This window comes from Pseudomonas sp. ESBL9 (assembly GCF_036668715.1).
Taxonomy (GTDB): Bacteria; Pseudomonadota; Gammaproteobacteria; order Pseudomonadales; family Pseudomonadaceae; genus Aquipseudomonas; species Aquipseudomonas lundensis.
On sequence record NZ_JAZEVV010000007.1, the window covers coordinates 17,227 to 43,690 of the forward strand.

The 26,464-nt window shown below is 58.6% G+C and carries 25 protein-coding genes, 2 tRNA genes and 3 pseudogenes; 8 read left to right on the forward strand and 22 right to left on the reverse strand.

Translation table 11 applies throughout. The features are described 5' to 3' along the window. Window positions 1–265: 265 nt before the first annotated feature. Genes mksF through mksB form a run of 3 tightly spaced genes read right to left on the reverse strand, consistent with a single transcriptional unit; the run spans window position 266 to window position 5,035 of the window. Entirely contained in the window at window positions 266–3,106 is a 2,841-nt protein-coding gene (gene mksF / locus V6F78_RS18475; RefSeq protein WP_047273291.1) for an Mks condensin complex protein MksF, read from the reverse strand. Continuing rightward, window positions 3,103–3,765 carry an Mks condensin complex protein MksE gene (gene mksE, locus V6F78_RS18480; RefSeq protein WP_047273292.1) on the reverse strand — a complete coding sequence of 221 codons (663 nt, stop codon included), beginning with the start codon at window positions 3,763–3,765 and terminating at the stop codon, window positions 3,103–3,105. Before mksE ends, mksF begins: the two co-directional genes overlap by 4 nt. Then, window positions 3,755–5,035: an Mks condensin complex protein MksB gene (gene mksB / locus V6F78_RS18485; protein WP_094990564.1), complete on the reverse strand. Its 1,281-nt coding sequence runs from the start codon at window positions 5,033–5,035 to the stop codon at window positions 3,755–3,757. Before mksB ends, mksE begins: the two co-directional genes overlap by 11 nt. Before the next feature lie 168 nt (window positions 5,036–5,203). Here mksB and V6F78_RS18490 point away from each other — a divergent pair, with 168 nt between their 5' ends. Beyond that, window positions 5,204–5,980: an energy transducer TonB gene (locus tag V6F78_RS18490; RefSeq protein ID WP_169840197.1), complete on the forward strand. Its 777-nt coding sequence runs from the start codon at window positions 5,204–5,206 to the stop codon at window positions 5,978–5,980. After that, window positions 5,973–6,425: a ribosomal protein S18-alanine N-acetyltransferase gene (gene rimI, locus V6F78_RS18495; RefSeq protein WP_094990562.1), complete on the forward strand. Its 453-nt coding sequence runs from the start codon at window positions 5,973–5,975 to the stop codon at window positions 6,423–6,425. The genes V6F78_RS18490 and rimI overlap by 8 nt, the downstream gene beginning before the upstream one ends. Window positions 6,426–6,472: 47 nt before the next feature. On the opposite strand, the gene V6F78_RS18500 is transcribed toward rimI, so the two are convergent. Next, entirely contained in the window at window positions 6,473–6,889 is a 417-nt protein-coding gene (locus tag V6F78_RS18500; protein ID WP_094990561.1) for a serine kinase/phosphatase, read from the reverse strand. Between the two features lie 153 nt (window positions 6,890–7,042). Between V6F78_RS18500 and can the strand changes: the two genes are divergently transcribed. Beyond that, complete coding sequence (gene can / locus V6F78_RS18505; protein WP_047273297.1) at window positions 7,043–7,687, forward strand: carbonate dehydratase; 645 nt, start codon at window positions 7,043–7,045, stop codon at window positions 7,685–7,687. A gap of 53 nt (window positions 7,688–7,740) precedes the next feature. Here can and V6F78_RS18510 read toward each other — a convergent pair whose 3' ends face one another. Continuing rightward, entirely contained in the window at window positions 7,741–9,159 is a 1,419-nt protein-coding gene (locus V6F78_RS18510) for a short-chain fatty acid transporter (protein ID WP_047282063.1), read from the reverse strand. Window positions 9,160–9,371: 212 nt separating this feature from the next. On the opposite strand from V6F78_RS18510, the gene V6F78_RS18515 reads away from it, so the two are divergent. Beyond that, a complete protein-coding gene (locus V6F78_RS18515; RefSeq protein ID WP_080960279.1) occupies window positions 9,372–9,536 on the forward strand; it encodes a metallothionein in 165 nt (54 codons plus the stop codon). Between the two features lie 55 nt (window positions 9,537–9,591). Here the strand turns inward: V6F78_RS18515 and V6F78_RS18520 are convergent, their stop codons facing one another. After that, window positions 9,592–9,822: a DUF6555 family protein gene (locus tag V6F78_RS18520; protein WP_047273299.1), complete on the reverse strand. Its 231-nt coding sequence runs from the start codon at window positions 9,820–9,822 to the stop codon at window positions 9,592–9,594. Window positions 9,823–10,059: 237 nt separating this feature from the next. Here V6F78_RS18520 and V6F78_RS22490 point away from each other — a divergent pair. The 3 genes and pseudogenes from V6F78_RS22490 to V6F78_RS18530 form a co-directional block, all read left to right on the forward strand. Then, window positions 10,060–10,821: pseudogene (locus tag V6F78_RS22490) on the forward strand (PAS domain-containing protein); the annotation flags it as partial. Between the two features lie 108 nt (window positions 10,822–10,929). Continuing rightward, window positions 10,930–11,361 (forward strand): annotated as a pseudogene (locus tag V6F78_RS22495) (methyl-accepting chemotaxis protein); the annotation flags it as partial. Between the two features lie 97 nt (window positions 11,362–11,458). Next, window positions 11,459–12,343, forward strand: coding sequence for a Dyp-type peroxidase (locus tag V6F78_RS18530; RefSeq protein ID WP_047292233.1), 885 nt, complete (start codon window positions 11,459–11,461; stop codon window positions 12,341–12,343). Between the two features lie 259 nt (window positions 12,344–12,602). Here the strand turns inward: V6F78_RS18530 and V6F78_RS18535 are convergent, their stop codons facing one another. The 7 genes and pseudogenes from V6F78_RS18535 to V6F78_RS18565 form a co-directional block, all read right to left on the reverse strand. Beyond that, a complete protein-coding gene (locus V6F78_RS18535; protein WP_257011153.1) occupies window positions 12,603–13,814 on the reverse strand; it encodes a fimbrial protein in 1,212 nt (403 codons plus the stop codon). Window positions 13,815–13,839: 25 nt separating this feature from the next. After that, the gene (locus V6F78_RS18540) at window positions 13,840–14,166 is read right to left on the reverse strand and encodes a FimD/PapC C-terminal domain-containing protein (protein ID WP_257011155.1); all 327 of its coding nucleotides are present in this window, start codon (window positions 14,164–14,166) and stop codon (window positions 13,840–13,842) included. Beyond that, window positions 14,140–14,319 (reverse strand): annotated as a pseudogene (locus V6F78_RS18545) (fimbria/pilus outer membrane usher protein); the annotation flags it as partial. The pseudogene V6F78_RS18545 and the gene V6F78_RS18540, both read right to left, overlap by 27 nt. Before the next feature lie 244 nt (window positions 14,320–14,563). Next, window positions 14,564–14,869 carry a DUF6482 family protein gene (locus V6F78_RS18550; protein ID WP_047292236.1) on the reverse strand — a complete coding sequence of 102 codons (306 nt, stop codon included), beginning with the start codon at window positions 14,867–14,869 and terminating at the stop codon, window positions 14,564–14,566. A gap of 14 nt (window positions 14,870–14,883) precedes the next feature. Continuing rightward, window positions 14,884–15,594 (reverse strand): SDR family NAD(P)-dependent oxidoreductase, encoded by a 711-nt coding sequence (locus V6F78_RS18555; RefSeq protein ID WP_332727992.1) that lies wholly within the window; start codon window positions 15,592–15,594, stop codon window positions 14,884–14,886. After that, the gene (locus V6F78_RS18560; RefSeq protein WP_047292238.1) at window positions 15,591–16,133 is read right to left on the reverse strand and encodes a DUF3833 domain-containing protein; all 543 of its coding nucleotides are present in this window, start codon (window positions 16,131–16,133) and stop codon (window positions 15,591–15,593) included. Before V6F78_RS18560 ends, V6F78_RS18555 begins: the two co-directional genes overlap by 4 nt. A 561-nt stretch (window positions 16,134–16,694) precedes the next feature. Continuing rightward, window positions 16,695–16,771 (reverse strand) — tRNA-Met (locus tag V6F78_RS18565). Between the two features lie 172 nt (window positions 16,772–16,943). Here V6F78_RS18565 and V6F78_RS18570 point away from each other — a divergent pair. Beyond that, entirely contained in the window at window positions 16,944–18,161 is a 1,218-nt protein-coding gene (locus V6F78_RS18570) for an MFS transporter (protein WP_047292239.1), read from the forward strand. Window positions 18,162–18,187: 26 nt separating this feature from the next. Here V6F78_RS18570 and V6F78_RS18575 read toward each other — a convergent pair whose 3' ends face one another. The 9 genes from V6F78_RS18575 to V6F78_RS18615 all read right to left on the reverse strand — a co-directional run bounded on the left by V6F78_RS18575 (window position 18,188) and on the right by V6F78_RS18615 (window position 26,287). Continuing rightward, window positions 18,188–19,246 (reverse strand): FUSC family protein, encoded by a 1,059-nt coding sequence (locus V6F78_RS18575; RefSeq protein WP_047273313.1) that lies wholly within the window; start codon window positions 19,244–19,246, stop codon window positions 18,188–18,190. A 134-nt stretch (window positions 19,247–19,380) separates the two neighbouring features. Continuing rightward, a complete protein-coding gene (gene ychF, locus V6F78_RS18580; protein WP_047292240.1) occupies window positions 19,381–20,481 on the reverse strand; it encodes a redox-regulated ATPase YchF in 1,101 nt (366 codons plus the stop codon). A 23-nt stretch (window positions 20,482–20,504) separates the two neighbouring features. Next, window positions 20,505–21,089: an aminoacyl-tRNA hydrolase gene (pth, locus tag V6F78_RS18585; protein WP_047273315.1), complete on the reverse strand. Its 585-nt coding sequence runs from the start codon at window positions 21,087–21,089 to the stop codon at window positions 20,505–20,507. A 163-nt stretch (window positions 21,090–21,252) separates the two neighbouring features. Continuing rightward, entirely contained in the window at window positions 21,253–21,843 is a 591-nt protein-coding gene (locus tag V6F78_RS18590) for a 50S ribosomal protein L25/general stress protein Ctc (protein ID WP_047273316.1), read from the reverse strand. Window positions 21,844–21,983: 140 nt separating this feature from the next. Then, entirely contained in the window at window positions 21,984–22,925 is a 942-nt protein-coding gene (locus V6F78_RS18595) for a ribose-phosphate pyrophosphokinase (RefSeq protein WP_003208392.1), read from the reverse strand. Between the two features lie 45 nt (window positions 22,926–22,970). Further along, window positions 22,971–23,045: transfer RNA gene (locus tag V6F78_RS18600), tRNA-Gln, on the reverse strand. A gap of 10 nt (window positions 23,046–23,055) precedes the next feature. Beyond that, window positions 23,056–23,931 carry a 4-(cytidine 5'-diphospho)-2-C-methyl-D-erythritol kinase gene (gene ispE / locus V6F78_RS18605; RefSeq protein WP_047280023.1) on the reverse strand — a complete coding sequence of 292 codons (876 nt, stop codon included), beginning with the start codon at window positions 23,929–23,931 and terminating at the stop codon, window positions 23,056–23,058. 1 nt (window position 23,932) lies between these two features. Then, a complete protein-coding gene (gene lolB, locus V6F78_RS18610; protein ID WP_047275357.1) occupies window positions 23,933–24,559 on the reverse strand; it encodes a lipoprotein insertase outer membrane protein LolB in 627 nt (208 codons plus the stop codon). Window positions 24,560–24,562: 3 nt separating this feature from the next. Next, entirely contained in the window at window positions 24,563–26,287 is a 1,725-nt protein-coding gene (locus tag V6F78_RS18615) for a tetratricopeptide repeat protein (RefSeq protein ID WP_332727993.1), read from the reverse strand. Window positions 26,288–26,464 lie beyond the last annotated feature (177 nt).

Genomic DNA, 26,464 nt, shown 5'->3' on the forward strand with positions numbered 1-26,464 from the left:
TGAGCGTGTTGGCAGGCGTGCTTGCTGTTGTTGTTTTTCCTTGTTTTTCCTTGTGTTTCAGAGGCTTCTTGATGGTGTTGTAGAGTTTGCCGTTTGGTTGCACAGTAGTTGGTAGGAATTTTCTGAAATTTAAAATATATTTTTTATTTGGATCAAGACTGATCTAAAAGACGTTATATGAGCGCTACGTTTGCGCACGCTTAATACGAGCGGGTATAAAAAACCGCGATCGGTGATCGCGGTTTTTAGGGTGAGGTGCTTAGGGTCAGGCTTCGTCCAGCTCGGGCAATGCCGTGTCAATGGCCTTGGCGGGCTGCACTTCGTCGTGGCGGCGAATGTACTTCCAGTCGTCCTCATCGATATAAATACCGTTAGGCCCGCTGCCGCCTTCAAGGTCGATTGCCACATGCGCACAGACCTGCGGTTTCACGCTCGCCAGAATCGGCACAAACCCCAGCTGCAAGCTGGTTTCGAGCAGCGCGGTCTGGTTCTTTTCGTCAATGTCCGCCGCCTCATCCAGGTAGTACGGCAAACGGATGCGCCCGGCCTGCTCGCGGTCCATCAAGTGCAGCAACAAATACATGTTGGTCAGCGCCTTGATGGTCATGGTGGTGCCGTTGGAGGCGGCACCGTCAATGTCGGTATGGATCACCGGCTGGCCGTTGACCTTGGTGATCTCGAACGCCAGTTCGAACAAATCCTTGAGGCCCAACTGGTTATGGTTGGCGGCCACGAGACGAGCCAGATACTCCTTGGCTTCCTCGTTTTTTGTGTCCTGTTCGGCGCTTTGGCTGAGGTCGAACACCGAGAGGGTTTCGCCTTCTTCGTACTGGCCGGCGCTGTGGATAATTTGATCGATGTGCTTGAGGGCTTCCTTGTTGGGGGCCAGCACGATGCGGAAACTTTGCAGGTTGGACACCTGACGCTTGTTAATCTCGCGGTTGAACAGCGCCAGTTGATGCTCAAGGCTGTCGTAGTCACTGCGAATGTTGCGCAACGTGCGGGCGATGTCGGTCACCGCCGCACGACGCGCCTTGCCCAGGGTCAGGGCTTCTTCGGTACGGTGCGCGTAAGCGTTAATCAACAGTTGCAGGCGGCGCTCCATGTCGTCTTCGCTGTCGAACTTGGCCACGCCCTTCAAGCGCACTTGGGCATAAAGGGCTTCGATCTGGCCATCACAGCGCAGCAGGCCTTGCCACGTGTCCTGGTAGTCGTTGAGCAACGGCAGCAGGTTGTCCATGGAGTCGTCGACCGGGTCCATGAACGGCGTACCGAACGGCAGGTCGGCGGGCAATAATTGACGGCGGCGCAGGCTGTCATCCAGCGTGCGCTGTTTGGCTTCCATGTCGCCCAGTTGACGGGCGACCAGTTGCAGCTTGGCCGACAGCTGTTGAACGCGCTCGGTGAACGCATCGCTGGAGCGCTTCAACTCGTCCTGGGCGGCTTCGGCCTGAGCCAGTTGTTCCAGTTTCTCGCCTTCCTCGGCACTCAGCGTCTGGCTGCGGCGGAAGTCTTCCAGCGCTTTTTGCGCGTCCAGTACCTGTTGGTAAAGCGACTCGGCTTCACTCTTGCTCGCCGCGCGGTCAGACGTCACGGCTTGCTGGGTTTTGAGCTGCTTGAGTTCTTTGTCCAGACGCTCTTTTTGATCGCGTAACGCCGCCCGGTCTGCCAAGGCCTGCAAGGCAGGTGGCTCGATGTGGCTGAGGTCAATCGACAACCCCGGCGCTTCAAAGCGCTCGCCTTTGAAGCCGTCGAGGATCATCTCCAGTGATTTGACCCAGGCGTCGCTGTCGTCCAGCGCAATCCCGTGTTCGCCCAGCGGCAGGCTGAACAGAGCGCTGTTGAACAGGCGCATCAGGCGCTCGACATCCTGTTGCGAAAACTCTTCGCGCAGGCGTGCGTAGCTGTTGTTATCGGCGTGATCGAGTTGCTGCTTGACCGACTTCAGGCGTTTTTCCAGATCCCGGACCCGTTCGTCCAGGTCCTCGGCGCTGAACTGCCGCGATTGCGCCAGGGCACCGGCCAGTTCGTCGTGGGCGTCCTTGGCGGCGAGCAACTGCTGCTCCAGCACCTTCACATCGTCCACCAGGGCAAACCGGTGCTTGAGCACGGACAGCTCGCCCAACCAGCGCTGGATGCCGGAGATTTCACGCTCCAGGCGCATCAATTCCTGAGTGCTGCTGCGCTGATCGTTTTGCAGCGCGTCTTGCTCGTGACGGTAGTGCTCGGACTGGGCCAGCAGCTCTTCTTTGCGTGCCCCCGAATAGTCCTGCCACGTACCGAGCAATGAGTCGAGCAGCGGAGACAGGCGGTGCAACTTGCCGCGCAGCAGATCGCGCTGGCGCACCCCGGCCGCCAGCGACTCAACCAATGGCCCGGCACCGACCAGGGCGTTGTAGTCCTGCTCCATGCGGCGTACGTCGCGGAAGGCCTCTTCACAGGCGGCAATGTAATCCACGCTGCCCGAGCGCAGGCTGTGCTCGAAGGCATCGAGGAACAGCTGCTTGAGTTTGGCGGCGGTGATTTCGCGCATGTGCAGCAGGTTGATAAACAGCGCGCGGAAGGTCTTCAGGCTTTGCTCGCTGGTGGAGCGCAGCGGGATCAGCGTCAGGTCCAGCGGGATGGACGTGTGGCCGCCCACCAACAGGCGCCGCAGTTCATCGGGTTTAAGCTCGTAGGCTTTAAGGCCGTTGCGCTCAAGGTTGTTGAACAGCTCTTTTTGCCGCAGGCAGGTGTCGTCTTTTTGGTAGTGCGCCAGGTCCAGTTGACCGGCGTAGGCAAAAAACTGGTGCCCGAAACCGCCGCCCGGGCCACGGCCGACCACGCCAATCACGTGCGGGCCATGGGGCAGCGACACTTCGACGAGGATGTAGCTGGTGTCGGAGGCAAAGTAAAAACGCCGCGATTGTTCGAGGCTGTACTTGCCGAAGCTCATGTCCGACATGCGCGCCAGAATCGGGAACTGCAAGGCGTTGATCGAGGCCGATTTGCCCAGGTTGTTGGCCCCGTACACCGACAGCGGGTGTTCCAGCGGGAACAGCCCGAGGCTGTAACCGGCAGTGTTCAACAGGGCAAAACGGCGTATTCCGTAGCGTTCCTGGCTCATGCATCCATCTCCTGTTGCTCGGCGGCAATGGCACGCGCCAGTGCGGCTTCTTCGTCTTCTTCCTCGACCTCGGGGTCGTCACCGGCCAGTACGGGCGTCGGCAGCGGCAAGATGCTGTGCAGGCTGGCGGCCAGATCGCGGTCCTGCTGCACCGACAGGCACACATCCAGAAAACGGTGCATCGGCGGCAGAAAGCGGTAAATGCCGTTTTCTTCACCGGCAAAGCCGAGCTGGGTCATGCGGCGCATGATCTTCTCTTCCAGCTCGTCCTGAGTGGTGACCTCGGCCTGTACGAACAGGTCGCGGTATTTTTCCAGCAGCGCGGGCAGTTCGTCGCGGCCCAGGCTGCCGCCATCGAGCACGGCAATCGGGTCGCGGCCCTGATCGGCCAGGTGCTCGACAATGATGAACGTGAACAGCGCCAGACGCTGTGCGGTCTTGTTCACCTGGGCGGTGGCCGTGTCGGGGACGAAGTAATAAAAACCGCGGGTGTCACACACCAACTCAAAGCCCAGCGCCTTGAACAGCGCGCGGTATTGATCCTGGAAATTCGACAACTGTGCGTACAGCTCGGGGTCGCGCCGGCTGACGTGATAGCCCTTGAACAGTTCGCGAAAAATCGGTGCCAGTTGGGACAGTTCAGACAGATCAAGATGCATGGAGGGGGCTCGCAGTAGGCTCGGTTGCGTCTTCGCTACGTGACAGCAGGGCGAAAGAGCGCAAGCTGACCACGTGTTCGTGGGTGTGATACTCGCGCCGTTCGAGACGTTCGCGCACGAAGCGTTTTTCCCGCGACAGGCGCGAGAACCAGTACAGCAATTCGTCGGTGTCGCCGTCGGGCTCTTGCGTCAGCAACCAGCTCATCAAGTCCGGCATGGGCAGTGCATCGCTGCAGCGGTCGAGCATTTCCTTGACCGTGCGTGGCGCCTTTGGGGCTTCGCCGCCTTTTTGGGTTTTGTGCGCCTTGGGGAACCGCGCAGGTTTTGCCTCGAAGCGCGCCAGCGCATACACGTACGCTTCCACCTGGCTGGCGCTGCCCAGAAAGGTGCTTTGCGGGCGGGTGAACATCGGCATCGCCGCTTGTGGCACGGCGTCCAGCCCTTTACGGCGGATCGCGGCCAGTGCCAGCGCCGCGCCGCGGGTCACGGCATTGTGGCGGCGGGCTTCTTCGCGCAACGGCAACAATAGCTCGCGCGCATGGCGCAGGGTGAGTTGAGCGCTGGTTTGCATTTCGAGGATCCGCGCGTGGGTACGCAGCAGCATGTCGTCGTCGACCAGGTGGCCGAGGCGCTGCTGTTCGCTGAGCATGCGCAGCAGCACGTTTTCAACCTTGCGCACACCTTGCTCGAAGGCGCCGTCGGCGTTGACCAATTGAATCATCGGCTCGACGTATTCATCCCACGTCGCCAGCACTTCGGCATACCGCTGGCGCAACGGGATTTGCCGGTCGCTGGTCTTGGCGCGCTCTGCCACGGCCACCAGCGCCTGCTCATCATTGGCCAGTTTTTTCAGCACATCGCGCACGCGCATGTCCAGCAGACGCAGTTGACGCGCCAGATCGTTGCCGTCGCGGATGTCGAACGCATCCTGGATATACCCTGCCAGACGCTCAAGGTGGCGCAGGTAGGCTTCGATTTCCAGGCACAGGCCGAGGCGGTGCTCGCGCCGCAGATAGGCAAGGAAGTCATGGATTTGCGCATTCAGCTCGAAGCGGTTCGGGCTTTTGGCGACCGGCACCAGAATGTCGAGCCGGATCCAGCTGTCGAGCACGTGGGTGATGTCTTGAGGGGTGCTGTCCAACTGATGCGCCGCCAGTTGCAGGCGCAGTTCGCTGAGGCTCAACGTGCCTTGGTCGAAGTGTTCGCACAAGGGCTCAAGGAGTGCCCAGTGCTCGGCGAGGGCACGTAAAACGCGCTTGGGTTCGATCATGGGAAGGCCGGTCGATTGGCAATGAAAGGCGGCGATTGTACTGCGCACATCTTCCCTTGGCGATCTGCCGCCCGATCGGCTGCCCACCGTTTAGCGATCAACTGCGGGCGGGAAGGGCAGAAGGGCGGTAGAATCCCCGTTCTTTTGTTATCCACAGATGGCCGACCCTTGTTGAACGAGTCCCGCCGCCGCGCTTATTTGACTGCCATGCAGGTGGTCACCTGGTTACCGCGCACCGAATTGCCGTTCGCCGCCCCGTCGCGGCCTGAACTGCTGGTGGTCCCCGAGCCGCCCGCAGCGCCGGTCATGGCGCCGCCTGTTGCCCAGGTGGCGGCGGTGCCGAGCACGCCTGCCGAACGCCCGAAGATCGAAGTGCCACGCCCGTCCGTCACCCCGCGTGCAGCGAGCAAACCGGTCGCCGAAGCCGACGCTGCGCCCGTGGTGGCCAAAGTAGTGCCCTTGCCAGCGCCGCGTTTTGCGTTGCAATTGTTGCGCGCCGGTCGCTGCCTGGTGCTGGTGGAGTTACCCACAGGCGGCGCGTTCCAAAGCCGCGATCCGGCTTATCTGTTGCTCAAAGACATGCTGCGTGCTGCCGGACTGCCGGACAGCCCGCAAATCATTGGCGAGCCGATTCGCTGGCCTTTGCTGCGCCGGGGCAATGTCGATCAGGGCCCGGAGGCTGCACGGGAATTTGTGCAGGGCTTTTTGATGGCGCGCCTTGAAGACATCGAGTGTGCGTGTTTGTGGCTGATCGGGCTGCCTGCCGTGCGTTTTGCGGGCCAAGCCAATGCTGAAGCCTACAATCGCGATCTGGACATTGAAGGGCTGGGCTGCGTTTGGGCGCTGCCGGGTCTTGAATTATTAATGGATGAGCCACAACGCAAAGCGGATGTGTGGCAAGCCATGCGCCGGCTGATGGCGCGCTGGAAACCAATCAATGAGTGACGCTGTAACTTTCCGCCCGATGACCGAAGCGGACCTCGATGCCGTGTTGAAAATTGAATACGCCGCCTTCAGCCACCCCTGGACGCGCGGGATATTCCTCGACGGGCTGGGCAAATATCACATCTGGTTGATGTTTGAAGGCGAACAGCAAGTGGGGCACGGCGTGGTGCAAATCATTCTCGATGAAGCGCACCTGCTCAATATCACGGTCAAACCCGAAAGCCAAGGCCGCGGCTTGGGGCTTAAATTGCTGGAGCACTTGATGTCCATTGCTTACCTGCATGACGCCCGCGAGTGCTTCCTTGAGCTGCGCGACAGCAACACCGCCGCGTTCAAGTTGTACGAGCGTTATGGCTTCAACGAAATCGGCCGCCGCCGCGACTATTACCCGGCCGTGGGCGGTCGCGAAGATGCCGTGGTCATGGCGTGTACGCTGGTGGATTGATTTACACCCTGTAGCCGCTGCTCGACAGCGGCCACAAAAGAGGGGGCTCAACGTTTTTTGCGGCCCACCGGATCTATATCCGCCAGTTCAGCCTCATCCAGCCCGCGGCCTGCGCCGATCTCGTCTTCATTCACAACGCTCAAATCCCAGTCTGCCGCGCCGCCCTGTTCTTCAAGGGCTTCATACGCATCACGTGCACCGTCTTCGGGCGTTAGCATGTCGGCGTCCAGATCGTCCGGGTTCGAATCGCGTCCCGGCAGCGCAGCACCGCTCAATTCCCGATTACGCGGGCGATGAGGGGCAATGTGACGTGCGTATTCCTCATCCGTCACCAAGTCGGTCAGCGGCTCGTGAGTATCTTCGGGATCATCGAAATCCAGCGGCTCAACCGAGCCCATGCGGTCTTCGGTGTCGTCGATGTCCAATGGTTCTTCTGCCCCGAACGGGCGACGTGAATCGGTCATGGTAAATCCTCATACTGTGGGGCCTTGATACGGTGGACTGTAGCTAAGCGTGAAGATTCCACCCGATTGATCGTCGGATTTGGCATTTGTCCACGTGACGTCGACCGCCGGTCGGCAGTCAAAGCTGAGCATCAACTCTTGAGGCCTTACCGCATGAACGAACTACAAGACCTGATTGATAACAACGCGCGCTGGGCCGATGCGATCAAGCAGGAAGATCCCGAATTTTTCGCCAAGCTGGCCCGCCAGCAAACGCCGGAATACCTATGGATTGGTTGTTCGGATGCCCGTGTACCGGCCAATGAGATCGTCGGCATGTTGCCCGGCGATCTGTTTGTACACCGCAACGTGGCCAACGTCGTGCTGCACACCGATTTGAACTGTTTGTCGGTGATTCAGTACGCCGTGGATGTATTGAAGGTCAAGCACATTCTGGTCACTGGCCACTACGGCTGTGGCGGCGTGCGTGCTTCGATGAAGGACCAGCAGCTGGGGCTGATCGACGGCTGGCTGCGCTCGATCCGCGACCTGTATTACGAAAATCGCGACGTGCTGGCGCTGTTGCCCACCGAAGAAGAGCGCGTAGATCGTTTGTGCGAACTCAACGTCATCCAGCAGGTGGCCAACGTGGGTCACACCAACATTGTGCAAAATGCCTGGCACCGCGGGCAGAGCCTGTCGGTTCACGGGTGCATCTACGGGATCAAGGATGGTCGCTGGAAGAGCCTGAACACGACCATCAGCGGGCTTGACCAATTGCCGCCGCAGTACCGTTTGCGGCCGGTCAATCCCGTTTAGCGATCGCGGTTCATCCTGCCCCTCTCCCACAGGGAGAAGGGCAGGGCGAGGGGTTAGGGCATCACCGGCGCCACATAAGTCAGCGTCGTGCCCAACGCCCACAGCAAAAACAGCACCAGTGGCGTGTGCACCAGCAATTGCACGAACGAGAAACCGATCAAATCCCGTGCTTTCAAGCCCAGTACACCTAGCAGCGGCAGCATGTAAAACGGGTTGATCAGGTTCGGCAAGGCTTCAGCTGCGTTGTAAATCTGTACCGCCCACCCCAAGTGGTACTCCAGATCATTGGCGACTTGCATCACGTAAGGCGCTTCGATAATCCATTTGCCACCCCCCGATGGGATGAAGAACCCCAGCACCGCCGAGTACACGCCCATCAACACGGCGTAGGTATCGTGGGACGCAATCTGCACAAAGAACGTGGAGATGTGATGCGCCAAGGTTTCGCCGTTTGTGCCCTTGACCACCGTCATCAGGGCCGCAATCGAGCCGTACAGCGGAAACTGGATCAGCACCCCGGTCGTGGTCGGCACGGCGCTGGCCACGGCATTTAGAAAACTGCGCGGGCGCCAGTGCAGCAATGCACCGAGCATCAGAAACAAAAAGTTGTAGGTGTTGAGGCCTGAAATGGCGCTGATTGCCGGTTTGGTCGAGAACTCGTGGAATAACCAGCCCGCCGCCAGCAACACCAGCAAAAGGGTCAGCACCGGACTGTATTCCAGCCACTCGCCGGGTCGCGTGCGCGCCGGCAGTTTGGGGAGGCTGAAGGCCGGATCAACGCCGCAGGCCGCCGCATCCCGGGCCGACTCCGGCCCCGGCGCCGTGGCGTAGGCAACGATCAGCGACACCACCACCAGCGCCGCCAGCAACACACCGGACTGCCACAGGAAGATGGTTTCAGTGAACGGGATCACCCCGGTGATTGCCAGAATCGAAGGCGGCAGGCTGGCGGGGTTGGCCTGCAACTGCGCGGCCGAGGATGACAGCCCCAGCGCCCACACCGCCCCCAATCCCAGGTAGGCGGCTGCTCCGGCGGCGCGGTAGTCCATGCGCAGGTTCGTGCGGCGGGCCAGTGCGCGCACCAGCAACCCGCCGAATACCAGCGACAACCCCCAGTTGAGCAACGACGCCACCATCGAAATCAGGGCGACCCAGCACACCGCCTGTCGGCCGTTTTTCGGGACGTGTGCCAGTTTGTCGATGAGTTTGACCGCAGGCGGTGAGCTGGCCACCACGTAGCCGCCAATCACCACGAAGCACATTTGCAGGGTGAAGGGGATCAGGCTCCAGAAGCCGTCACCGAACGCCTTCGCGGCATCCGTGGGTTTGGCGCCCATCGCCAGGGTGGCCAGTGCCACGGTGATCACGGCGACGGCGGCAAACACCCAGGAGTCAGGGAACCAGCGCTCCGCCCAATTGGAGCAGCGCAGGGCAAAGCGGGCATAACGGCTGGATTCAATCTCAGCGGCCATGGGAAGTACCTCGTTGTTCTTATGATTATGGTGACGCCTGCGCGAAGCCTTGCAGAGCGTCAAGGCATCAGCGGCGGCGGGCCAATACAGTAAATCAATCGACGGGGATTTCCGATGGGCAGTCGCTTTGAACCAACGCGCGAGGTCTACAGTCACTGCCTGTAAGCGGCAATGGTGCCGTTGTGTAACGACCTGACTACAAGGAGTTCACCATGAAAGAGCAAACGTGTGATTGTCCGGACTGCAACTGCAAAGTGGGTGCCCAGGGAGTGGAGCGCGACGGGAAACAGTACTGCTGCAAGGCGTGCGCCGATCATCACCCCGACGGTCAGGGGTGTGCGTCATCCAGCGGTTGCCATTGCGGCGATAAACGCTAAATGAACTGAGTGCAGACGCGCGCAGTCGTGGACTGCGCGTTTGCGCCACTGCCCTTCATGTTGAAGCCAGGCGCCATTTCACGTTGGCAATGCCTTTTCGTTCCATTTGCGCGCGATCGAGCTTTTTGGCGGCTTCGCGTTCATTGCGGGCAATGCGTTCAACCCCTGCGTCACAACCCGCCCAGTACCAGGCCGTGAGATTGTCCAGCGCGGCGTGGCGGATGATGAATGACTTGGGCTCGCCATGCAGCGTGTAATCAATAATGAATAATTTTGCCGAGTTCATGATTCAGACATTTCTCCCAGTGTTGAGTAAGTGAGTCTGTGGCTTTCAAAAAATTCACTCCAATTGACGGTCGCCGCCATCGGTTCAGGGCTATCTGCCAGTGGAATGATGTGGATCCATTAAAAGGTGAATTATTTTGATGGGTGGTCGTCTCAGTCTCTCTAGAAAATCGGCCGGCCGCCGATGTTGTGGTATGCAGCCCCCCATTCCCTCAGGTATCCCATGTTTAACAAACGCATGAAGCAAGAGCTAGCGGCTCTTCGTGAAGAATTGTCCAGCCTGCAGCAAGTCAGAGAGAGCCTGGACAGCGAAATGCTGGTGCTCTCGCTTGGGGCGGATGGGCGGATTGAGACGGCGAATCACAATTTCACGCAAGAAATGCGCTATGCAAACAGTTCGCTGGTGGGGCGGCATATTGATGAGCTGGTACCTGCTCACCTGAAAAACGACGAACATCACCGTCGGTTCAAAACGGCGATGACCCGCAACGAGCATTTCAGCGGCACCGTGCGGTTGCTGCGCGGTGATGGGCAGGAGGCATGGCTGCGCTCGATCATGCAGCCAATTCTGGATTCCAGCGGCCGTGTGCTGCGGATTTCTATTTTCTCCAGCGACCTGACACGCACCATCGAAGCTTCCCGCGATCATGAAAATCTGATGAGTGCGCTCTTGCGTTCCACGGCCGTGATCGAGTTCAACCTCGCTGGCGAAGTGCTGACGGCCAACGATCGCTTTCTGCACGGCATGGGGTACACCCTGGCGCAAATTCAGGGCAAGCATCACAGCCTGTTTTGCACGGCTCAGGAGCAGAACAGCGCTGAATACGAGGCGTTCTGGAAGCGGCTCATTGCCGGTGAATTTGTTGCCGGGCGTTTTCAGCGCGTTGACAGCCATGGCCGTGACGTCTGGCTTGAAGCCTCGTACAACCCGGTGCGTGATGCCAATAACACCCTGTACAAAGTGGTCAAGTTCGCGACGGTGATTACCGATCAGGTCCACCGGGAACAGGCGGTTTCAGAGGCGGCGGGTATCGCTTACAGCACGTCTTTGCAAACCGATGAAAGCGCCCAGCGCGGCACCAAGGTGGTGACCCAGGCCGTTGAGGTCATGCGGGATCTGGCCAAACACATGCAGCAGGCCGGCGATGGCATCGAAGCCCTTAACGACCAGTCGCAAGTGATTGGCAGCATCGTCAAAACCATCAGCGCGATTGCCGAGCAAACCAACCTGCTGGCGCTCAACGCCGCGATTGAAGCCGCCCGCGCCGGGGAGCAGGGGCGCGGTTTTGCGGTGGTGGCCGACGAAGTGCGGCAATTGGCCTCGCGCACCAGCAAAGCCACGGAAGAGATCATCAACGTGGTGCGTCAAAACCAGGACATGGCGCGTGACGCCGTGACCCTGATGGCCGACGGCAAGCTGCAGGCCGAACAGGGGCTGGCATTGGCGGCGGAAGCGGGTACGGTGATTGTCGAAATTCAGGACGGCGCGCAAAAAGTGGTGGATGCGGTCGGGCAATTCGCCAACCAACTGTCGACCTGAGCCGTGATGCACGAGGGTTGCGCATAAGAAAAGTAACCCTCGAGTGACGGAAAAAGAACGTCTGGGAGTAAACTCTGCGCTTTCCAAAGGAGTTTCTATGAGTCTCTACCAGTCGAGCATTCTGGCTAAACCTATCCCTTCGCAAGCGCGTTACCTGTTTTTCGCCCTCAAGTCAGTAGAAGCATTGCCGGCTGCACTCGACGTTCTGTCGCAGTGGGTGGACGGCAAAAGCGTGGTGGCGGGGTTTGGCTCGCCGCTGGTAATGGCGTTGGGGGCAAAGGTTCCAGGCTTGCGCGTCTTTCCGGCACTCAATGCCATGGTTGAAAACCCGTCGACCCAGCACGCGCTGTGGTTGTGGCTGTTGGGTGATGACCGTGGCGAGCTGCTGCACCGCAGCCAAAAAATCGAGACGTCGCTGGCGTCAGCCTTCAACCTGCTGCAAGTGACGGAAGGCTTCCGCTACGGCACCGACCGCGACCTGACCGGCTACGAAGACGGCACGGAAAACCCGGTGGACGATGCAGCGGTCGAGGCAGCCATCGTCGCCCATGCAGGCCCGGGCCTGGACGGTGGCAGTTTTGTTGCGATCCAGCAGTGGCAGCATGATTTGAACGGTTTTGCGGCGCTGCCGTCCGAAGAGCAAGACAACATCATGGGCCGTCGCATGAGCGACAACGAGGAACTGGACGACGCGCCAGCGTCCGCCCACGTCAAGCGCACTGCCCAGGAAAGCTTCACGCCTGAGGCCTTTATCGTGCGTCGCTCGATGCCGTGGACTGAAAACGGCAAGTCGGGCCTGATGTTTGTCGCCTTCGGTCGCACCCTCAACGCCTTTGAAGTGCAATTGCGCCGCATGAGCGGCATGGAAGACGGCATCATTGACGGCCTGTACCGCTACAGCCGACCGCTCAATGGCGGCTATTACTGGTGCCCACCGATGAAAGACGGCCGCCTGGACCTCGCAGCGGTGTGCGCGGGCTAACCCGTTTTGGTGTTCTCCCCCTGCCTTGGCTGAACCGTTTTTTTAAGGTTTGTCTGATGTTTCACATGCTGCTGGCTCCCTAGGCTGGCAGCATGAAGCTCAAACAGTTTTTCCGTCCGTTAGATGCCTCGTTCTCGACCTCAATCGCAGCGCGTACGTTGCTGCGTTCTTTTTTCGTGGCGTTGCTGCTTTCGTTGTTCGGCGGGCTCTATGTCTATGTGAATTCCAGCTTCGACCGGGAGATATCCAAGCGTCGCGGCTATATGAGCGGCGCCATTCTCGAAGCCCAGCGCTTTTTTACCGGCCATGAAATTCTCCTCAAGAACCTGAGCCTGTCGGCGGTGCGCAACACCAGATCCGCCCCCCCTGAAGCGCAAGCAGACAGCGACGAGTTCCAGCTGGTGTTGGGACAGGGCGCCCATTCGTGGAGCCTGTGGCAAACGTCCCGCGAACTGGATGACCTGCGCGTCAGCAAACCCAGCTCCACGGCCTTGGCATACGCAGCTGAAGAGACTTGCACGCCCAGCGCGGTCTGATTGGTGTTGACCCCCGACACCGCCTGATCGCTGCATTCAATCTCGATGCTGAAATCGCTTTCGCGGGTCATGTTGTCGTTCAGTTCCTGGGCCGTGACCGGCGGGAACACCACCAGCGGCGTGACATTGCGCGCGACGCAGGTGGCGGTGTAGCTGATGGAGGCCGCGCTGCGCATGCCAAAGCCGATGCCGTTGTACTGGCCCCAGAAGTAATAATGGGTATTGGAGTCGGTGCCCACGGTGTCGGACTTATAGCCAGGCCCCTGAAATTGCACATAGCCATTGGGCTGGGTGCAGGTGTAGCTGTAGGTGCCGCTGCCACTGGCAGCCGCCATGCCGCCGCAAAAGTTACTGCCGCTGCCGGATGTGGGCGGCAGGCTGGAAACGCGGGCCAGATCCGCTTGCACCATGCTCAGGTGCTTGGGTTTGATTTGCAGCTTGGTGCCGACCACGTCGTATTGGGTGATTTTGCTTTGCTGCCAGTAGCGGGTGAACACTTTGCCGGAGTTGAGGTGCGTCAGCTTGAGCCCGACATAGGGGAAGTAGGTGGCGTAGTAGCCGGGCAACCCGTCATTGGTCGCGGTACCGGCGCCGTTGCCGATTTCCCAGTAGCCACCGACCCGGTCATCGCCGTTGGTGGCAAACACTTCATACAGCTCGTCCTTGTCCGCCAGGTCGCATTCCCACAGCACCGTCTCGCTGTTGAGGCCCGTGGCGGTGGCGCTGTCGACAATCGTCGTGCCCAGCGGCGTCCCTACCGGTTGCAGGTAGGTGCTGGTGAGGTTGACCCGGCCAAAGTTGATTTGCGCCGAGTAAGGGTCAAGCACGGTGATGCCGTTGTAGACCCGTCGGCACGTGGCTTCAGCCGTGGGAAGCAAGCCGAGTGTCAGCGCCAGCAGCAGTAACTGATTCAATCGTGGGCGTAAGGTGAACATAAGAAAGCCTCGATTTTCGGGGTGATTAACGCGATGAATCCACTGGGCGGCAGTCGCTGGTCACACGCAGCAAGGGCTGGTCCAGATCGCGTCCGGAGACGTCGTAGTGCAGGGCGCATTGCTCTTCAGGGCGATCGCCCCAGCGCAAGGTCAAGGCGCCTGCTGGCTTCTCGCTGCGCAAGTAGGCCTGGCTGCCCTGACCCACCATGCCGATCACGCTACCGGTTTCATCGAGTACATCCGCGCCCATCGGTACGGCCTGGTTGTCGGGCAGCAGGGCCTTGACCAGCAGGGCGTTGCCGCTGCGGGTCTTGAACGTGATCTTGACCGCGGCACCGGCGTACGGCGCCACCCGGCGCTGGCCATCGTCGAGTTCGGTTTTCTGGTTCATGCCTTCCGGGGTGATGGCCACGGTGTTGTAGCGGTAAGGCGTGAGGGCTGGCACCAGGGCATAACCCGAATCATCAATGGTCGTGCCTTGGCTGTTCATGACTTTTGCACCGCTGGCGCCTTTGGCTACAGCCGGGCTTTAATCAGACGATTCTTAAAAGGCCGTGGCGGGCGATTGAGGCGGGGGATTTGCCCCAGGCAAAAAAAATGGCTGGCCATGCGGCAAGCCATTTTTCGGTACGGGTACACGGTCTTTATCAACAGGGGTTTGACGCGACGGTCACCTCTGAGGTCCAAGGGCAAGCGATCGCCCAAACCAGCGAGAAACGCTCATCCGCTCACGCGCGTCGACTTCGCCTTCACACCGGCGTGGAAAGCGAAAACGGGATGCGCAGCTCCCCGACAGGCCCAGTATCGCGGCCGCACATTTCGTCGTGCACGCAGTGCTGCACCAGCACGCACGGGAATACCGGCACGGTGTGCAGCACCTCCCGCAGGTGGGGGATTGAGCGCAGGTGCATCGGCTGGGCCGCCTCGTCAAGCAAGGTGAACTGGCCGTGATCCAGGCGGATCCGTGCCAGATAAACACCACCTTCGAGTGACAGCAGCTCCAGCTCGCGTATTTCGCTGTTGGCCGCATGTTGGGTGAGGGTGTGCAGGTTCATGCTTCACTCCTTGCCTACCAGGGCAGGCGTTGTCCATCGTAAGCAAAGAAATGGCCACTGTCGGCCGGTGTCAACTGGTCAATCAAGGTCAGTAATCGCGCCGCGGCAACGTCTGCGGGACGGGCGCTGTCGGCGACGCGGAAAGGATGCGACAGCCCCGACACCACCGTGCCCGGGTGCAGGCTCAGCAAGCGGCTGTGCGGACGAGTGCGCGCCAGTTCGATGGCGGCAGTCTTGATCAGCATGTTCAGCGCGGCCTTGGACGCACGGTAGGCGTACCAGCCGCCCAAACGGTTGTCGCCAATGCTCCCGACCTTTGCCGAGAGCATCGCCATGGCGCCGCGCGGTGCGAGCAGTGGTAGAAAGTCGCGCAACACGATGGCCGGCCCCAGCGTGTTGACTTGAAACACAGCCTGCAGCGCCTCGGGTTCGAGGGCGCTGATGCTTTTTTCCGGTTTGATCCCCTCGCGATGGAGCAGGCCGGCCGCGTGTACGATCAGGTGATACGGCGCTTCGGCTGCCAGTTCGGTGGCGGCGCTGGCAATCGTTTCGGGGCGTTCAAGGTCCAGCTCGGGCACGGTACGGCGCCCTAGCGCACGAACCCCGGCGCAGCGCGGATCCTGCCTCAGGAGTTCGCAAAACGCCGTGCCGAGGGCGCCGCTGGCGCCGATCACCAGCGCGCGATAGCCGTCGTCGAGGGAGGTCATGGTCACGACGTGGTTCATTGGCTCACCCCGGCGCCCTGACGGCGGAAGAATATCGTCACCTGACCCACCTCAACCCCGAACTTGGACATACGGGTGCGGTTGATTAACGTGTCTTCGTCCATCAAGTACATCCAGTCGTCCATGCTCATTTCGTAGGTCGAATCATCGACCGGCAGGTTCAGACGGTACCGCCAGTGCAACGTGTTTCCGGCGACTTGGCCCTTGGCGATACCCACCACATCCTCGGCGCGGCCGCTCCAGCGTCCCTGGCCCTCGGGCGTGAGGGTCCAGACGCGGCGCTGGCGGGTGCCGTCGCTGTAGAGGAAGCGCTCGTCGAGAATCAGGTTGTTGCCCTCGCGACGGCTGACGATATTGACCTCGAAACGCTTGACCACCTCACCGCTGCGCTTTTGAAACATCCCCCAGGCTTTGACGGGCTGGCTGAAATACTGCTCCAGATTCAACGTCGGTTGTTGATCTGCATACCGGGCGACATCCACACCGGTACAGCTGGTGATGCTGAGGGCCAGCGCCAGTAACAGCAGTAATCGTTTCATTGTCTTTCTCCCTGAAGCACGCGGCTCACGCGTGCGAAGCATCGCGCCATGGGTGCGTTCGGTGGGCAGTCCTGGTAGAGGGTTCTGCGTCGGCCTTGCGGGTCAGTATCAAGCCCCATCTAAATACTTGTACAAGGACGATCGCCTTGTATAGGTTTTATTCAAGATAGGCTGAAAAAAATCAACTGACAATCCATCGGCAATCTTTTTATGCAGAGGCGAAAACCTCACCTCGCAGAGCACGAGGCTGCTTGGGGCTCGCCAGTGCGGTGGGGGCATGTGCGATAGCGTCGGGCACGTTATTCAAGGGGCCTTATCAGGCCAGAAAGCGGTTAGCGCTGATGGAGTAGCGATTGTGCTGCGTAGGTTTTTTGAATGGGTTGCGCTGGATTGGCGGGTGTCACGTTGATTCGAGTTCGTAACGAAGGAGGAACACGGGGGATGCACGGAGGGGGAGGTATGGAGAGAGACAAGAAGAAACCCCCAGACACAAGAAAGCCCGCACTAGGCGGGCTTCTTGTACTGTTTATAGACTCAAGGAGACATCTGTAAACAAGCGTTTGGTGGCTACACAGGGACTTGAACCCCGGACCCCAGCATTATGAATGCTATGCTCTAACCAACTGAGCTATGTAGCCAATGGCGCGCATTATTCCTTCGAGCCGGGCATGTGTCAAGCAAATATCTTAAAAAAATCTTTGTTCAATCAACCGCTTAAGGATTTACGGCGTTTGGATGGCAATATCCTGTTAAAAAATGGCACATTGACCGACCTGCACGTGCGCATTCACCTGATGTACGGAAAGTCTCATGGCCCTTAGCAACACTCAAACAACAACAACGACTGCCTCACAAACGCCTCAAACCAGCCCGTTGGTGCTACGCATTATCGGTGCAGTGGCGTTGGCGCATCTGATCAATGACTTGATTCAAGCCGTTCTGCCTTCGATCTATCCGATGCTCAAGGCCAAATATGACCTGACCTTTACCCAGATCGGCCTGATTACCCTGACCTTCCAAATGACCGCCTCGCTGTTACAGCCCTGGGTAGGTTATTACACCGATCGCCATCCCAACCCGTTGCTCTTGCCTGCGGGCATGGTGTGTACGCTGGTGGGGATTTTGATGTTGTCCCAGGTCGGCAGTTTTCCCTTGATCCTCTTGGCCGCCGCGCTGGTGGGCATCGGTTCGTCGACCTTCCACCCCGAGGCTTCACGGGTGGCGCGTCTGGCCTCAGGCGGGCGCTACGGTTTTGCACAGTCTACGTTTCAGGTGGGCGGTAATGCCGGTTCTGCGTTTGGTCCTTTGCTGGCAGCATCGATCATCATTCCATTCGGGCAAGGCAATGTGGCCTGGTTTGGCCTCTTTGCGCTGTTCGCCGTTGGCTTGCTGTATGCGATCAGTCGTTGGTATCGCAGCCACTTAAACCTGTTCAAGCTCAAAGCCGGGCAAAAGGCCACCCACGGGCTGTCTAAAAATCGGGTGTTGAGCGCGTTGGTCGTGCTTGGGCTGCTGGTGTTCTCCAAATATTTCTATATGGCGAGCCTGACCAGCTACTACACGTTCTTCCTGATCGAGAAGTTCGGCGTCTCCATCGCCAATTCGCAGATGTACTTGTTCCTGTTCCTCGGTGCGGTGGCGGCCGGTACGTTTTTTGGCGGGCCGATCGGCGACCGCATCGGGCGTAAAGCCGTGATCTGGTTCTCGATTCTGGGTGTAGCGCCGTTCACTTTACTGCTGCCCTATGCGGACTTGTTCTGGACCAGCGTGTTGAGCGTCATCATCGGCTTTGTACTGGCCTCGGCGTTCTCGGCGATTGTGGTGTATGCGCAAGAATTGGTGCCAGGCAATGTGGGCATGATTGCCGGTATCTTCTTTGGCCTGATGTTTGGTTTTGGCGGGATCGGTGCGGCGCTGTTGGGCCATCTGGCGGATATTCACGGTATCGAATACGTGTACACCTTGTGCTCATACCTGCCGCTGCTGGGTGTGCTGGCGATTTTCCTGCCGCGGACCAAAAAGGTCTGATCCGCGCAGGTAAACAGCCTCAGCGCTTAAACAGTGGGTTTGTCGTTTTGGGTGGTGAAGCCAAACGTGAGCAGGGCACTTTCAACCGTGCTCATGTGTTGCAGGCACAGTTGCCACGGCGCGGACACCGCATCGGCCACTTCATTGGGCGCCACGGGAAGCAATACCGGGCGCTGGTTGTCGCTGGCGATGGCCGCGCAGCCTGATGCCACACTGGCCAACCGTTCGTGCAATGACGCTGGAGGCGGGCCCTGTTCCTTGCGCAAGGCATCGGCAAAGGCCTCGGCGAACAGCAGCGAGCTGGCGTACAGGCGCACGGCATGGCGTTCGTAGCGGCTGGCAATGTCTTTGACTTCTCGTGATACAAAGCGCCCGCGTAACGTCCAGCGCGCCGTATTACGGGCGCTGCTGATGCCGGTTTCCAGTGCAATCAGGCTGTCATGGGCGGCCGAGAAGATCAGCACGGCATTTTTGGCTTTGTTGGCGTCGTTCTCTTCCAGTGATTGCAGGCTTTTACCGAAACCTTTCGCCAGCTTTTCCAGCAAATCCTTTGCCGAGCTGTCGATGATCCCGATGGGGTTCGGGGTCAGCAGGATCTGACTGAACACCAGCCCGACACCCGCGCCCACCAGCACGTCCATCATGCGCACAACACCGGCGCTTTCCGGCCCCACAGCCAGCATCAGCACCGCCGAGACGCCCGCTTGAATCGGTACGACAGCGCCCAGGCCATACAGGGCTGCAATGGCGATGGCGGAAAACGTGGCAAATCCGATCCGCAGCAGGGGATAGCCATCCGGCAGCCAAAGCGCGGCTTCCCCCACGATGATCCCGGTGGCCACCCCGACCATTAGTCCTACTGCCTGTTTGCCATGACTGGGCAGGCCGGGCGCCAGGCACACGACAGCGCTGATGGCTGCAAACACCGGGTGTTCATGTCCCAGGAAATGCACCGCCAGAATCCACGCCAGCGCGGCGGCAATGGCTGAGGCCAGCGCATCACGCCAGCCGGAGGCCCAGCGGGTTTTGATTTTTTCGACCAGCGAATCGATAGAGCGAGTCAGGAAATTGGGGCGGGCGATCATTCAGGCTCCTGAAGTTGAACAATGGTGGTGATAACCATAGACCTTCGCGCGCCGATAGCGTGCGCCACGGTGCCGGCGTCCAACTCAGAGCCCAAAAAAAACCGCGCCTGAGCGCGGTTTTGTACGTGTGGTGTTTACACGTTGAAGCGGAAGTGCAGAACGTCACCGTCTTTAACGATGTAGTCCTTGCCTTCCAGGCGCCATTTGCCAGCGGTTTTGGCACCGGCTTCACCCTTGTACTGGATGAAATCGTCGTAGGCGATGACTTCGGCGCGAATAAAGCCTTTTTCAAAGTCGGTGTGAATCACGGCGGCGGCTTGCGGGGCCGTTGCACCTACTTTTACAGTCCAGGCGCGTACTTCTTTAACACCTGCCGTGAAGTAGGTTTGCAGGTTCAGCATCTGATAACCGGCACGAATAACCCGGTTCAAGCCCGGCTCTTCGAGGCCCAGCGCTTCCAGGAACATGTCCTTTTCTTCGCCTTCTTCCAGTTCTGCGATTTCCGCTTCGATCTTGTTGCAGACCGGAACGACCATTGCGCCTTCTTCTTCGGCAATGCCCATGACCACGTCGAGGAACGGGTTGTTCTCGAAACCGTCTTCAGCGACGTTGGCGATGTACATAACCGGCTTGGTGGTCAGCAGGTGGAAGCCACGGATGATGGCTTTTTCGTCTGCCGACATGTTCTTGATCAGGCTGCGGGCTGGTTTGCCTTCGGTGAAGTGGGCGATCAACTGCTCCAGCAGAGCCTTTTGAGCCACGGCTTCTTTGTCGCCGCCTTTGGCGTTGCGCGCCACTTTCTGCAACTGCTTTTCGCAGCTGTCGAGGTCAGCGAAGATCAGTTCAAGGTCGATGATTTCGATGTCGCGTTTCGGGTCAACGCTGTTGGAAACGTGAATCACGTTTTCGTCTTCAAAGCAGCGGACTACGTGAGCGATGGCATCGGTCTCACGGATGTTGGCCAGGAACTTGTTACCCAGGCCTTCACCTTTGGAGGCGCCAGCTACCAGGCCCGCGATATCGACGAACTCCATGGTGGTCGGCAGCACCCGCTCCGGGTTCACAATGGCAGCCAGCGCGTCCAGACGCGGATCGGGCATCGGCACGATACCGGTGTTCGGTTCGATCGTGCAGAAGGGGAAGTTCTCAGCCGCAATACCGGATTTGGTCAGGGCGTTGAACAGGGTGGACTTACCGACGTTAGGCAGGCCGACGATGCCGCAATTGAATCCCATGGTGTTTTCCCCGAGGAGTAGAGTCAGGCCTTCTGGCTGTGCAGGTTTTTCATCGCACGGTTCCATTCCCCGGCGAGGATATCCGGCAGCACGCCGAGGGCAAAATCGATGCTGGCATCCAGTTTTTCCTGTTCGGCGCGCGGCGCGCGACCCAGGACAAAATTGGAGACCATGCTGGCGACGCCTGGGTGGCCAATGCCGAGCCGCAGACGGTAGAAATTATTGTTGTTCCCCAGTTGCGCGATGATGTCACGCAGCCCGTTGTGACCTCCATGGCCGCCGCCCAGTTTGAGCTTGGCAACACCTGGCGGGAGATCGAGTTCGTCGTGGGCCACCAATATGGATTCCGGCGCAATCCGGAAGAAACCGGCAAGCGCCGCAACGGCCTGGCCGCTTCGGTTCATATAGGTGGTGGGAATCAACAGACGAACATCCTGACCTTGATGGCTGAATCGACCGGTCAGGCCAAAATACTTTCGGTCTGCAACGAGGTTAACCCCGTGCGCGGACGCGAGACGCTCAACAAAAAGGGCCCCTGCGTTATGCCGGGTCTGTTCGTATTCGGTGCCTGGATTTCCCAGACCAACGATCAGTTTTATGGCGGTCACGACAAGGGCCCTTCTATGGAGTTGTGGATAACATCGCCGCTGACAGCAGCGGCGAAAACGGACAAAAAAGCGGGTTTACATGAGTAAACTTCGCGATCTTGTCCGCTTTACTCGCTGCGTGTTAGCTCGCGATGTTCCTCAAAACTCCAGACAGAGTAATGAATTACTCTGCTTCAGCTTCTGGTGCAACACGTGGAGCGTGAACGTTGGCTACTGCCAGGTCGTTACCGTGTGCCAGTGCTACGAACTCAACGCCTTTAGGAGCGGTGATGTCCGACAGGTGAATGATCGAGCCGACTTCGGCGTTAGCCAGGTCAACTTCGATGAATTCAGGCAGGTCTTTTGGCAGGCAGGAAACTTCGATTTCAGCAACAACGTGCGAGATCTCGCCGCCTTTCTTGATCGGAGCAGCTTCACCAACGAAGTGAACTGGAACGATTGCAGTCAGCTTCTGACCGGCAACAACGCGTACGAAGTCAGCGTGCATCACGTGGCCTTTGGCCGGGTGACGCTGCAGCGCTTTGATGATTACGTTTTGCTTGGTGCCGCCAACAGTCAGTTCGATAACGTGGCTGTAAGCCGCTTCGTTTTCGAGCAGTTTGGCAACTTCTTTAGCCAGCAGGCTGATGGATTCAGGGGCTTTTTCGCCACCGTAAACGACAGCTGGAACCAGGCTTGCGAGACGACGCAGGCGGCGGCTCGCACCTTTCCCCAGGTCGGAACGCACTTCAGCATTCAGAGTAAATTCGTTCATGTTGTATCTCCAAAATAACCACATCCGGCCTAGCGTTTGCGACCAGCGCTATGGACGGTATGGGCAAAAAAGCCCCGCCCCAACAGGCTGTTGGGGCGGGGCGCTTTTCGTCAACGAGGCATTCGAGAAGGGCAGGGCCCTTATCGGAACATCGCGCTGATCGATTCTTCGTTGCTGATGCGGCGAACCGCTTCAGCCACAACCGGTGCGATATCCAGTTGACGGATACGCGAACAGGCTTGTGCGGCAGCGGACAGCGGAATGGTGTTAGTCACCACCAGCTCATCCAGCATGGAATTTTCGATATTCTCGATTGCCCGACCCGACAGCACAGGGTGTGTGCAGTAGGCGAACACTTTGGCAGCGCCATGCTCTTTCAAGGCTTTAGCCGCGTGGCACAGAGTGCCGGCGGTATCGACCATGTCATCAACCAGAATGCAGGTACGCCCTTCGACATCACCAATGATATGCATCACTTCCGAGTGATTGGCTTTCTCACGGCGTTTGTCGATGATACCCAGATCAACGCCCAGGGATTTGGCAACAGCACGTGCACGCACGACGCCGCCGATATCCGGGGACACGATCATTAGGTTTTCAAAGCGCTGATCTTCGATGTCATCCACCAAAACTGGGGAGCCATAGATGTTATCTACAGGAATATCGAAGAAACCCTGGATTTGGTCAGCATGCAAATCAACCGTGAGAACACGGTCAATGCCGACAACGGTAAGCATGTCAGCCACAACTTTTGCGCTGATAGCCACACGTGCGGAACGCGGACGGCGATCCTGACGGGCATAACCAAAGTAAGGAATAACAGCAGTAATACGAGTCGCTGAGGAGCGGCGGAAGGCATCAGCCATCACGACGAGTTCCATCAGGTTATCGTTGGTCGGAGCACAAGTCGGCTGAATGATGAAAACGTCTTTACCGCGGACATTTTCATTAATCTCAGCGGTAATCTCGCCGTCGGAAAACTTACCGACAGAAATGTCACCGAGTGGGATATGCAGCTGACGTACGACACGCCGAGCCAGATCGGGGTTAGCGTTCCCCGTAAAGACCATCATCTTGGACACGCGCAGTACCTGAAGGCTGAGGGTAACCTGGATGAGTATAAGAAATGGCAGGGGCGGCTGGATTCGAACCAACGCATGGCAGGATCAAAACCTGCTGCCTTACCGCTTGGCGACGCCCCTGTATCTGTTGCTACGAGTACCGTGTACCCGTTTCCTTTGACAGATCTTGTAGCTTGCGATGCAACATCGAAACGTTGCTTCCTTTCGCTACAAACCCTGTAAGGGTGTCTGCAAGAAGGTGCAGGACTTTATCAGCATCTGCTTCGTTTGGGAAGGCCCCAAATATACAACTTCCAGTTCCAGTTAATTTTGCTTCGGTATATTTACCTAACAAATTCAAAGCCTTACGTACATCTGGGTAAAGCTCCGTTACTACTGCTTCGCAGTCGTTTCGGCTGTTTCCCTTGGGAACGGGGCGCACTTTAATGGGCAAAGAGTTACGTGTCAACAAAGGATGCGAAAAAATTTCTGCTGTGCTTACAGAGACTTGCGGTACGAGCACGACGTACCACGGTTCTTCCGGGTATTCGGGTGACAGTTTTTCGCCAACCCCTTCGGCGAAAGCGGCATGCCCGCGAACGAAAACCGGTACATCCGCGCCCAGGTTCAACCCCAGTGCCGCCAGTTGATCCTCGCTCCAGCCCAGCCCCCACAGATGATTGAGGCCCAGTAATGTGGTGGCGGCATTCGAACTTCCGCCGCCGATTCCGCCACCCATGGGCAAAATTTTATTGATGTGGATATCGATGCCCAGCGTGCAACCTGATTGCGCCTGAAGTTGTCGAGCCGCTTTCACGATCAGGTTGTGATCGTGCGGCACGCCTGCAAACTCAGTGAGGAGACGAATCTCACCGTCCTCTCGCACTGAAAACGTCATTTCATCGCCATAGTCGAGGAATTGAAACAACGTTTGCAGTTCGTGATAGCCATCTTCACGGCGGCCGAGAATGTGCAGCATCAAATTCAATTTTGCCGGGGAGGGCAAAATCAGTGGGTCGTTTTGCATGTCATTGTCCCAACTGACGGGGTTGCCAATCTTTCACCACCAAGGTGACGTCCAAATCTTTCCCGTGCAGTTTTACGCGCTCAGGGAGCCAGAAGCCGTTCTGCTCGACGTAACTCAGGTATTCGATTTTCCAGCCGTCCTGTTCCAGTTGGCCCAGGCGGCTGTCTGCATTCAAGGCAACGCGGCTTTTGCTGCCCGGCGCCGGCAAGCCGCGAACCCACCAGACCAGGTGCGACACGGGCAGGCTCCAACCCAGCTGTTCGCCGAGCAACTCTTCAGGAGAAGAGGCTTCGTAGCGGCCCTGATTGGCCACTTCCAGTGTGACATTGCCCGGGCGCCCGGTCAGGCGGGCAGCGCCACGGCCTAGCGGGCCTGACAAGCGAATGTCGTAATAATCCTGGCGTTGCAGCCAGAACAACGTGGCGCTGCCGGAGTCTTTCGGGGCGCGGATGCCGACTTTGCCGTTGATCTGCCAACCGTCGAGTTGGGTCAAATGCTGTTTATGTGCTGACCACAATGCCGGGCTGCCATGGCCTTCGACCGATTCACGGGCGCCAAACATGGAACAGCCAGCCAGCAAGGCGATAAGGCTAAAGGCAATAAGGTGTCGCAGGGTGCGATAACGCATGATTTAAAGAGTCTCGGATCCGGTCAAGCGCAAAACGGTTTTGCGCAGGATAGGGCTTTCTGGGTTGTCTTTAAGGAACTTGGCCCAGATTTGCCTGGCTTCACGCTGTTTGCCATTGGCCCATAGCACTTCGCCCAAATGCGCGGCGACTTCTTGGTCCGCAAAGCGATCCAGCGCCTGACGCAATAACCGCTCGGCTTCATTCAAATTGCCGAGGCGGTAATTGACCCAGCCCAAGCTGTCGAGCACGGCAGGGTCGTCGGGGTTGATGTCATAAGCCTGTTGAATCAGCGCTTTGGCTTCGGCGTAACGTGTTGTCCGATCTGACAGGGTGTAACCCAGCGCGTTCAATGCCATGGCATTGTCAGGTTCGCGGGCGATGATGGCACGCAGGTCCTTCTCCAGTTGAGGCAGGTCATTGCGCTTCTCGGCGAGCATGGCGCGCGAGTAGAGCAAGTTCAGGTCATCCGGATACTGTTTCAGCGCTTGCTGAAGGACATCCCATGCGCGGTTTGTCTGATTATTCGCACTCAGCGTTTCTGCTTCGATCAAAAACAGCTGAATGGCGTAATCGGGTTGCTCGTCGCGGGCCGCCGCCAATTTGGCAGAGGCTTCTGTGCCGCGACCGTGGCTGATCAGGATGTCGGCCTGTCGCAGTTGGGCGGGCAAGTAGTCATTGCCGGGGCCGACTTGAGCGTATTCGATCAACGCGCCTTGGGGGTCGTTGCGCTCTTCAGCGATACGCCCGAGGTTCAAGTGCGCCGCGTCGACATGGCTGTCGCGTTCGATCAGCGTTTGCAAATACCCTTCTGCTTCATCCCAGGCTTTGCCTTCGAGGCACACCAGCGCCAGAGAAAAGCGCAGTTCGTCGTCTTCTGGGTATTGCTGGACCAGGCTGGCGAATTGCGCCTTCGCCTCATCCATGCGGTTTTGCTCAACCAGCGCGCGGGCGTAGGTGAGCGCCAGGCGTTTGTCTTGCGGGTATTGCTGAATGCTTTTCTTCAGTAGCGGCAGGGCTTCATCGCCGCGATTGAGGCTTTGCAGGATTCTGGCCCGCAACAGCACGGGGGCGACTTCACCAGCTTGCGGCGGATTGTTCTCCAGTAACTTGAGTGCGCCTTCGGCGTCTCCATCCTGCTGCATGAGCAACGCTTTACCGAAAATCAGCTGACCGTTGTCCGGATGCCGGGCGAGCAGGCTGTTGAAACTTTTCAACATGCCGCTGCGGGTTTCGGGGTCTGATTCAGAGGCTGACAACGCTAAAAAGTCGAAGTGAGTATCGCCCTTGGCTTGCAGGACTTTTTCCATGTACACGATGGAATCGTCGTAACGGCCGTTGCGCGCCAGCTGAATGGCGGCGGCGCGTTGAGCTTCAAGGTCGTCCTGTGCGTTTTTGGCCCAGATCAGCGACGTGTCGAGTGCGGCCTGATCGGCGCCCAGGTACTCGGCGATGCGAAATGCGCGCTCGGAAATGCCCGGGTCCTGAGTATTGATGGCCTGGGTCACGTAGTTGTCCAGCGCAATGTCCAGACGATTACGTTGCCCTGCCAGTTCGGCACTCAACAGGCTATACAGCGTGTCTTCGCTGAAAGAGCTGTAGACCTTTGGCTTTTCGGGCACAGAAGTGGTGTCTTCAACCGCGGACGATTCATCCGGCGACGTGGGAGCCAAGGCCTGGCAGCCACTGAGGAAGACAAGAGCAAGGAGCAACGCGGAGGATCTATTCATATAAGAGAAGGGCGACTTACCTGCGGTCGGGGCATCATGACACATGCGAAAGGGCAAACCTAACGGCTGCGACTATCGATATCAGGATGCAGATGATGGCTAATTGGGCGTCAACAGACCTTAACTATAGAGACAATAGTCAGCAATGGTTGTTCTGAATCTGGCGAAGTAGGACAA

What these genes read in the sequence shown, in the direction of transcription:
- V6F78_RS18520 (WP_047273299.1), bottom strand. Translation starts at nt 9,822, where the DNA reads ATGAACTCGGCAAAATTATTCATTATTGATTACACGCTGCATGGCGAG.
- V6F78_RS18555 (WP_332727992.1), bottom strand. Translation starts at nt 15,594, where the DNA reads ATGAACCACGTCGTGACCATGACCTCCCTCGACGACGGCTATCGCGCG.
- V6F78_RS18550 (WP_047292236.1), bottom strand. Translation starts at nt 14,869, where the DNA reads ATGAACCTGCACACCCTCACCCAACATGCGGCCAACAGCGAAATACGC.
- V6F78_RS18515 (WP_080960279.1), top strand. Translation starts at nt 9,372, where the DNA reads ATGAAAGAGCAAACGTGTGATTGTCCGGACTGCAACTGCAAAGTGGGT.
- V6F78_RS18500 (WP_094990561.1), bottom strand. Translation starts at nt 6,889, where the DNA reads ATGACCGATTCACGTCGCCCGTTCGGGGCAGAAGAACCATTGGACATC.
- V6F78_RS18535 (WP_257011153.1), bottom strand. Translation starts at nt 13,814, where the DNA reads ATGTTCACCTTACGCCCACGATTGAATCAGTTACTGCTGCTGGCGCTG.
- V6F78_RS18615 (WP_332727993.1), bottom strand. Translation starts at nt 26,287, where the DNA reads ATGAATAGATCCTCCGCGTTGCTCCTTGCTCTTGTCTTCCTCAGTGGC.
- mksF (WP_047273291.1), bottom strand. Translation starts at nt 3,106, where the DNA reads ATGAGCCAGGAACGCTACGGAATACGCCGTTTTGCCCTGTTGAACACT.
- V6F78_RS18510 (WP_047282063.1), bottom strand. Translation starts at nt 9,159, where the DNA reads ATGGCCGCTGAGATTGAATCCAGCCGTTATGCCCGCTTTGCCCTGCGC.
- V6F78_RS18590 (WP_047273316.1), bottom strand. Translation starts at nt 21,843, where the DNA reads ATGAACGAATTTACTCTGAATGCTGAAGTGCGTTCCGACCTGGGGAAA.
- ychF (WP_047292240.1), bottom strand. Translation starts at nt 20,481, where the DNA reads ATGGGATTCAATTGCGGCATCGTCGGCCTGCCTAACGTCGGTAAGTCC.
- mksE (WP_047273292.1), bottom strand. Translation starts at nt 3,765, where the DNA reads ATGCATCTTGATCTGTCTGAACTGTCCCAACTGGCACCGATTTTTCGC.
- ispE (WP_047280023.1), bottom strand. Translation starts at nt 23,931, where the DNA reads ATGCAAAACGACCCACTGATTTTGCCCTCCCCGGCAAAATTGAATTTG.
- V6F78_RS18560 (WP_047292238.1), bottom strand. Translation starts at nt 16,133, where the DNA reads ATGAAACGATTACTGCTGTTACTGGCGCTGGCCCTCAGCATCACCAGC.
- can (WP_047273297.1), top strand. Translation starts at nt 7,043, where the DNA reads ATGAACGAACTACAAGACCTGATTGATAACAACGCGCGCTGGGCCGAT.
- V6F78_RS18530 (WP_047292233.1), top strand. Translation starts at nt 11,459, where the DNA reads ATGAGTCTCTACCAGTCGAGCATTCTGGCTAAACCTATCCCTTCGCAA.
- V6F78_RS18570 (WP_047292239.1), top strand. Translation starts at nt 16,944, where the DNA reads ATGGCCCTTAGCAACACTCAAACAACAACAACGACTGCCTCACAAACG.
- V6F78_RS18575 (WP_047273313.1), bottom strand. Translation starts at nt 19,246, where the DNA reads ATGATCGCCCGCCCCAATTTCCTGACTCGCTCTATCGATTCGCTGGTC.
- mksB (WP_094990564.1), bottom strand. Translation starts at nt 5,035, where the DNA reads ATGATCGAACCCAAGCGCGTTTTACGTGCCCTCGCCGAGCACTGGGCA.
- lolB (WP_047275357.1), bottom strand. Translation starts at nt 24,559, where the DNA reads ATGCGTTATCGCACCCTGCGACACCTTATTGCCTTTAGCCTTATCGCC.
- rimI (WP_094990562.1), top strand. Translation starts at nt 5,973, where the DNA reads ATGAGTGACGCTGTAACTTTCCGCCCGATGACCGAAGCGGACCTCGAT.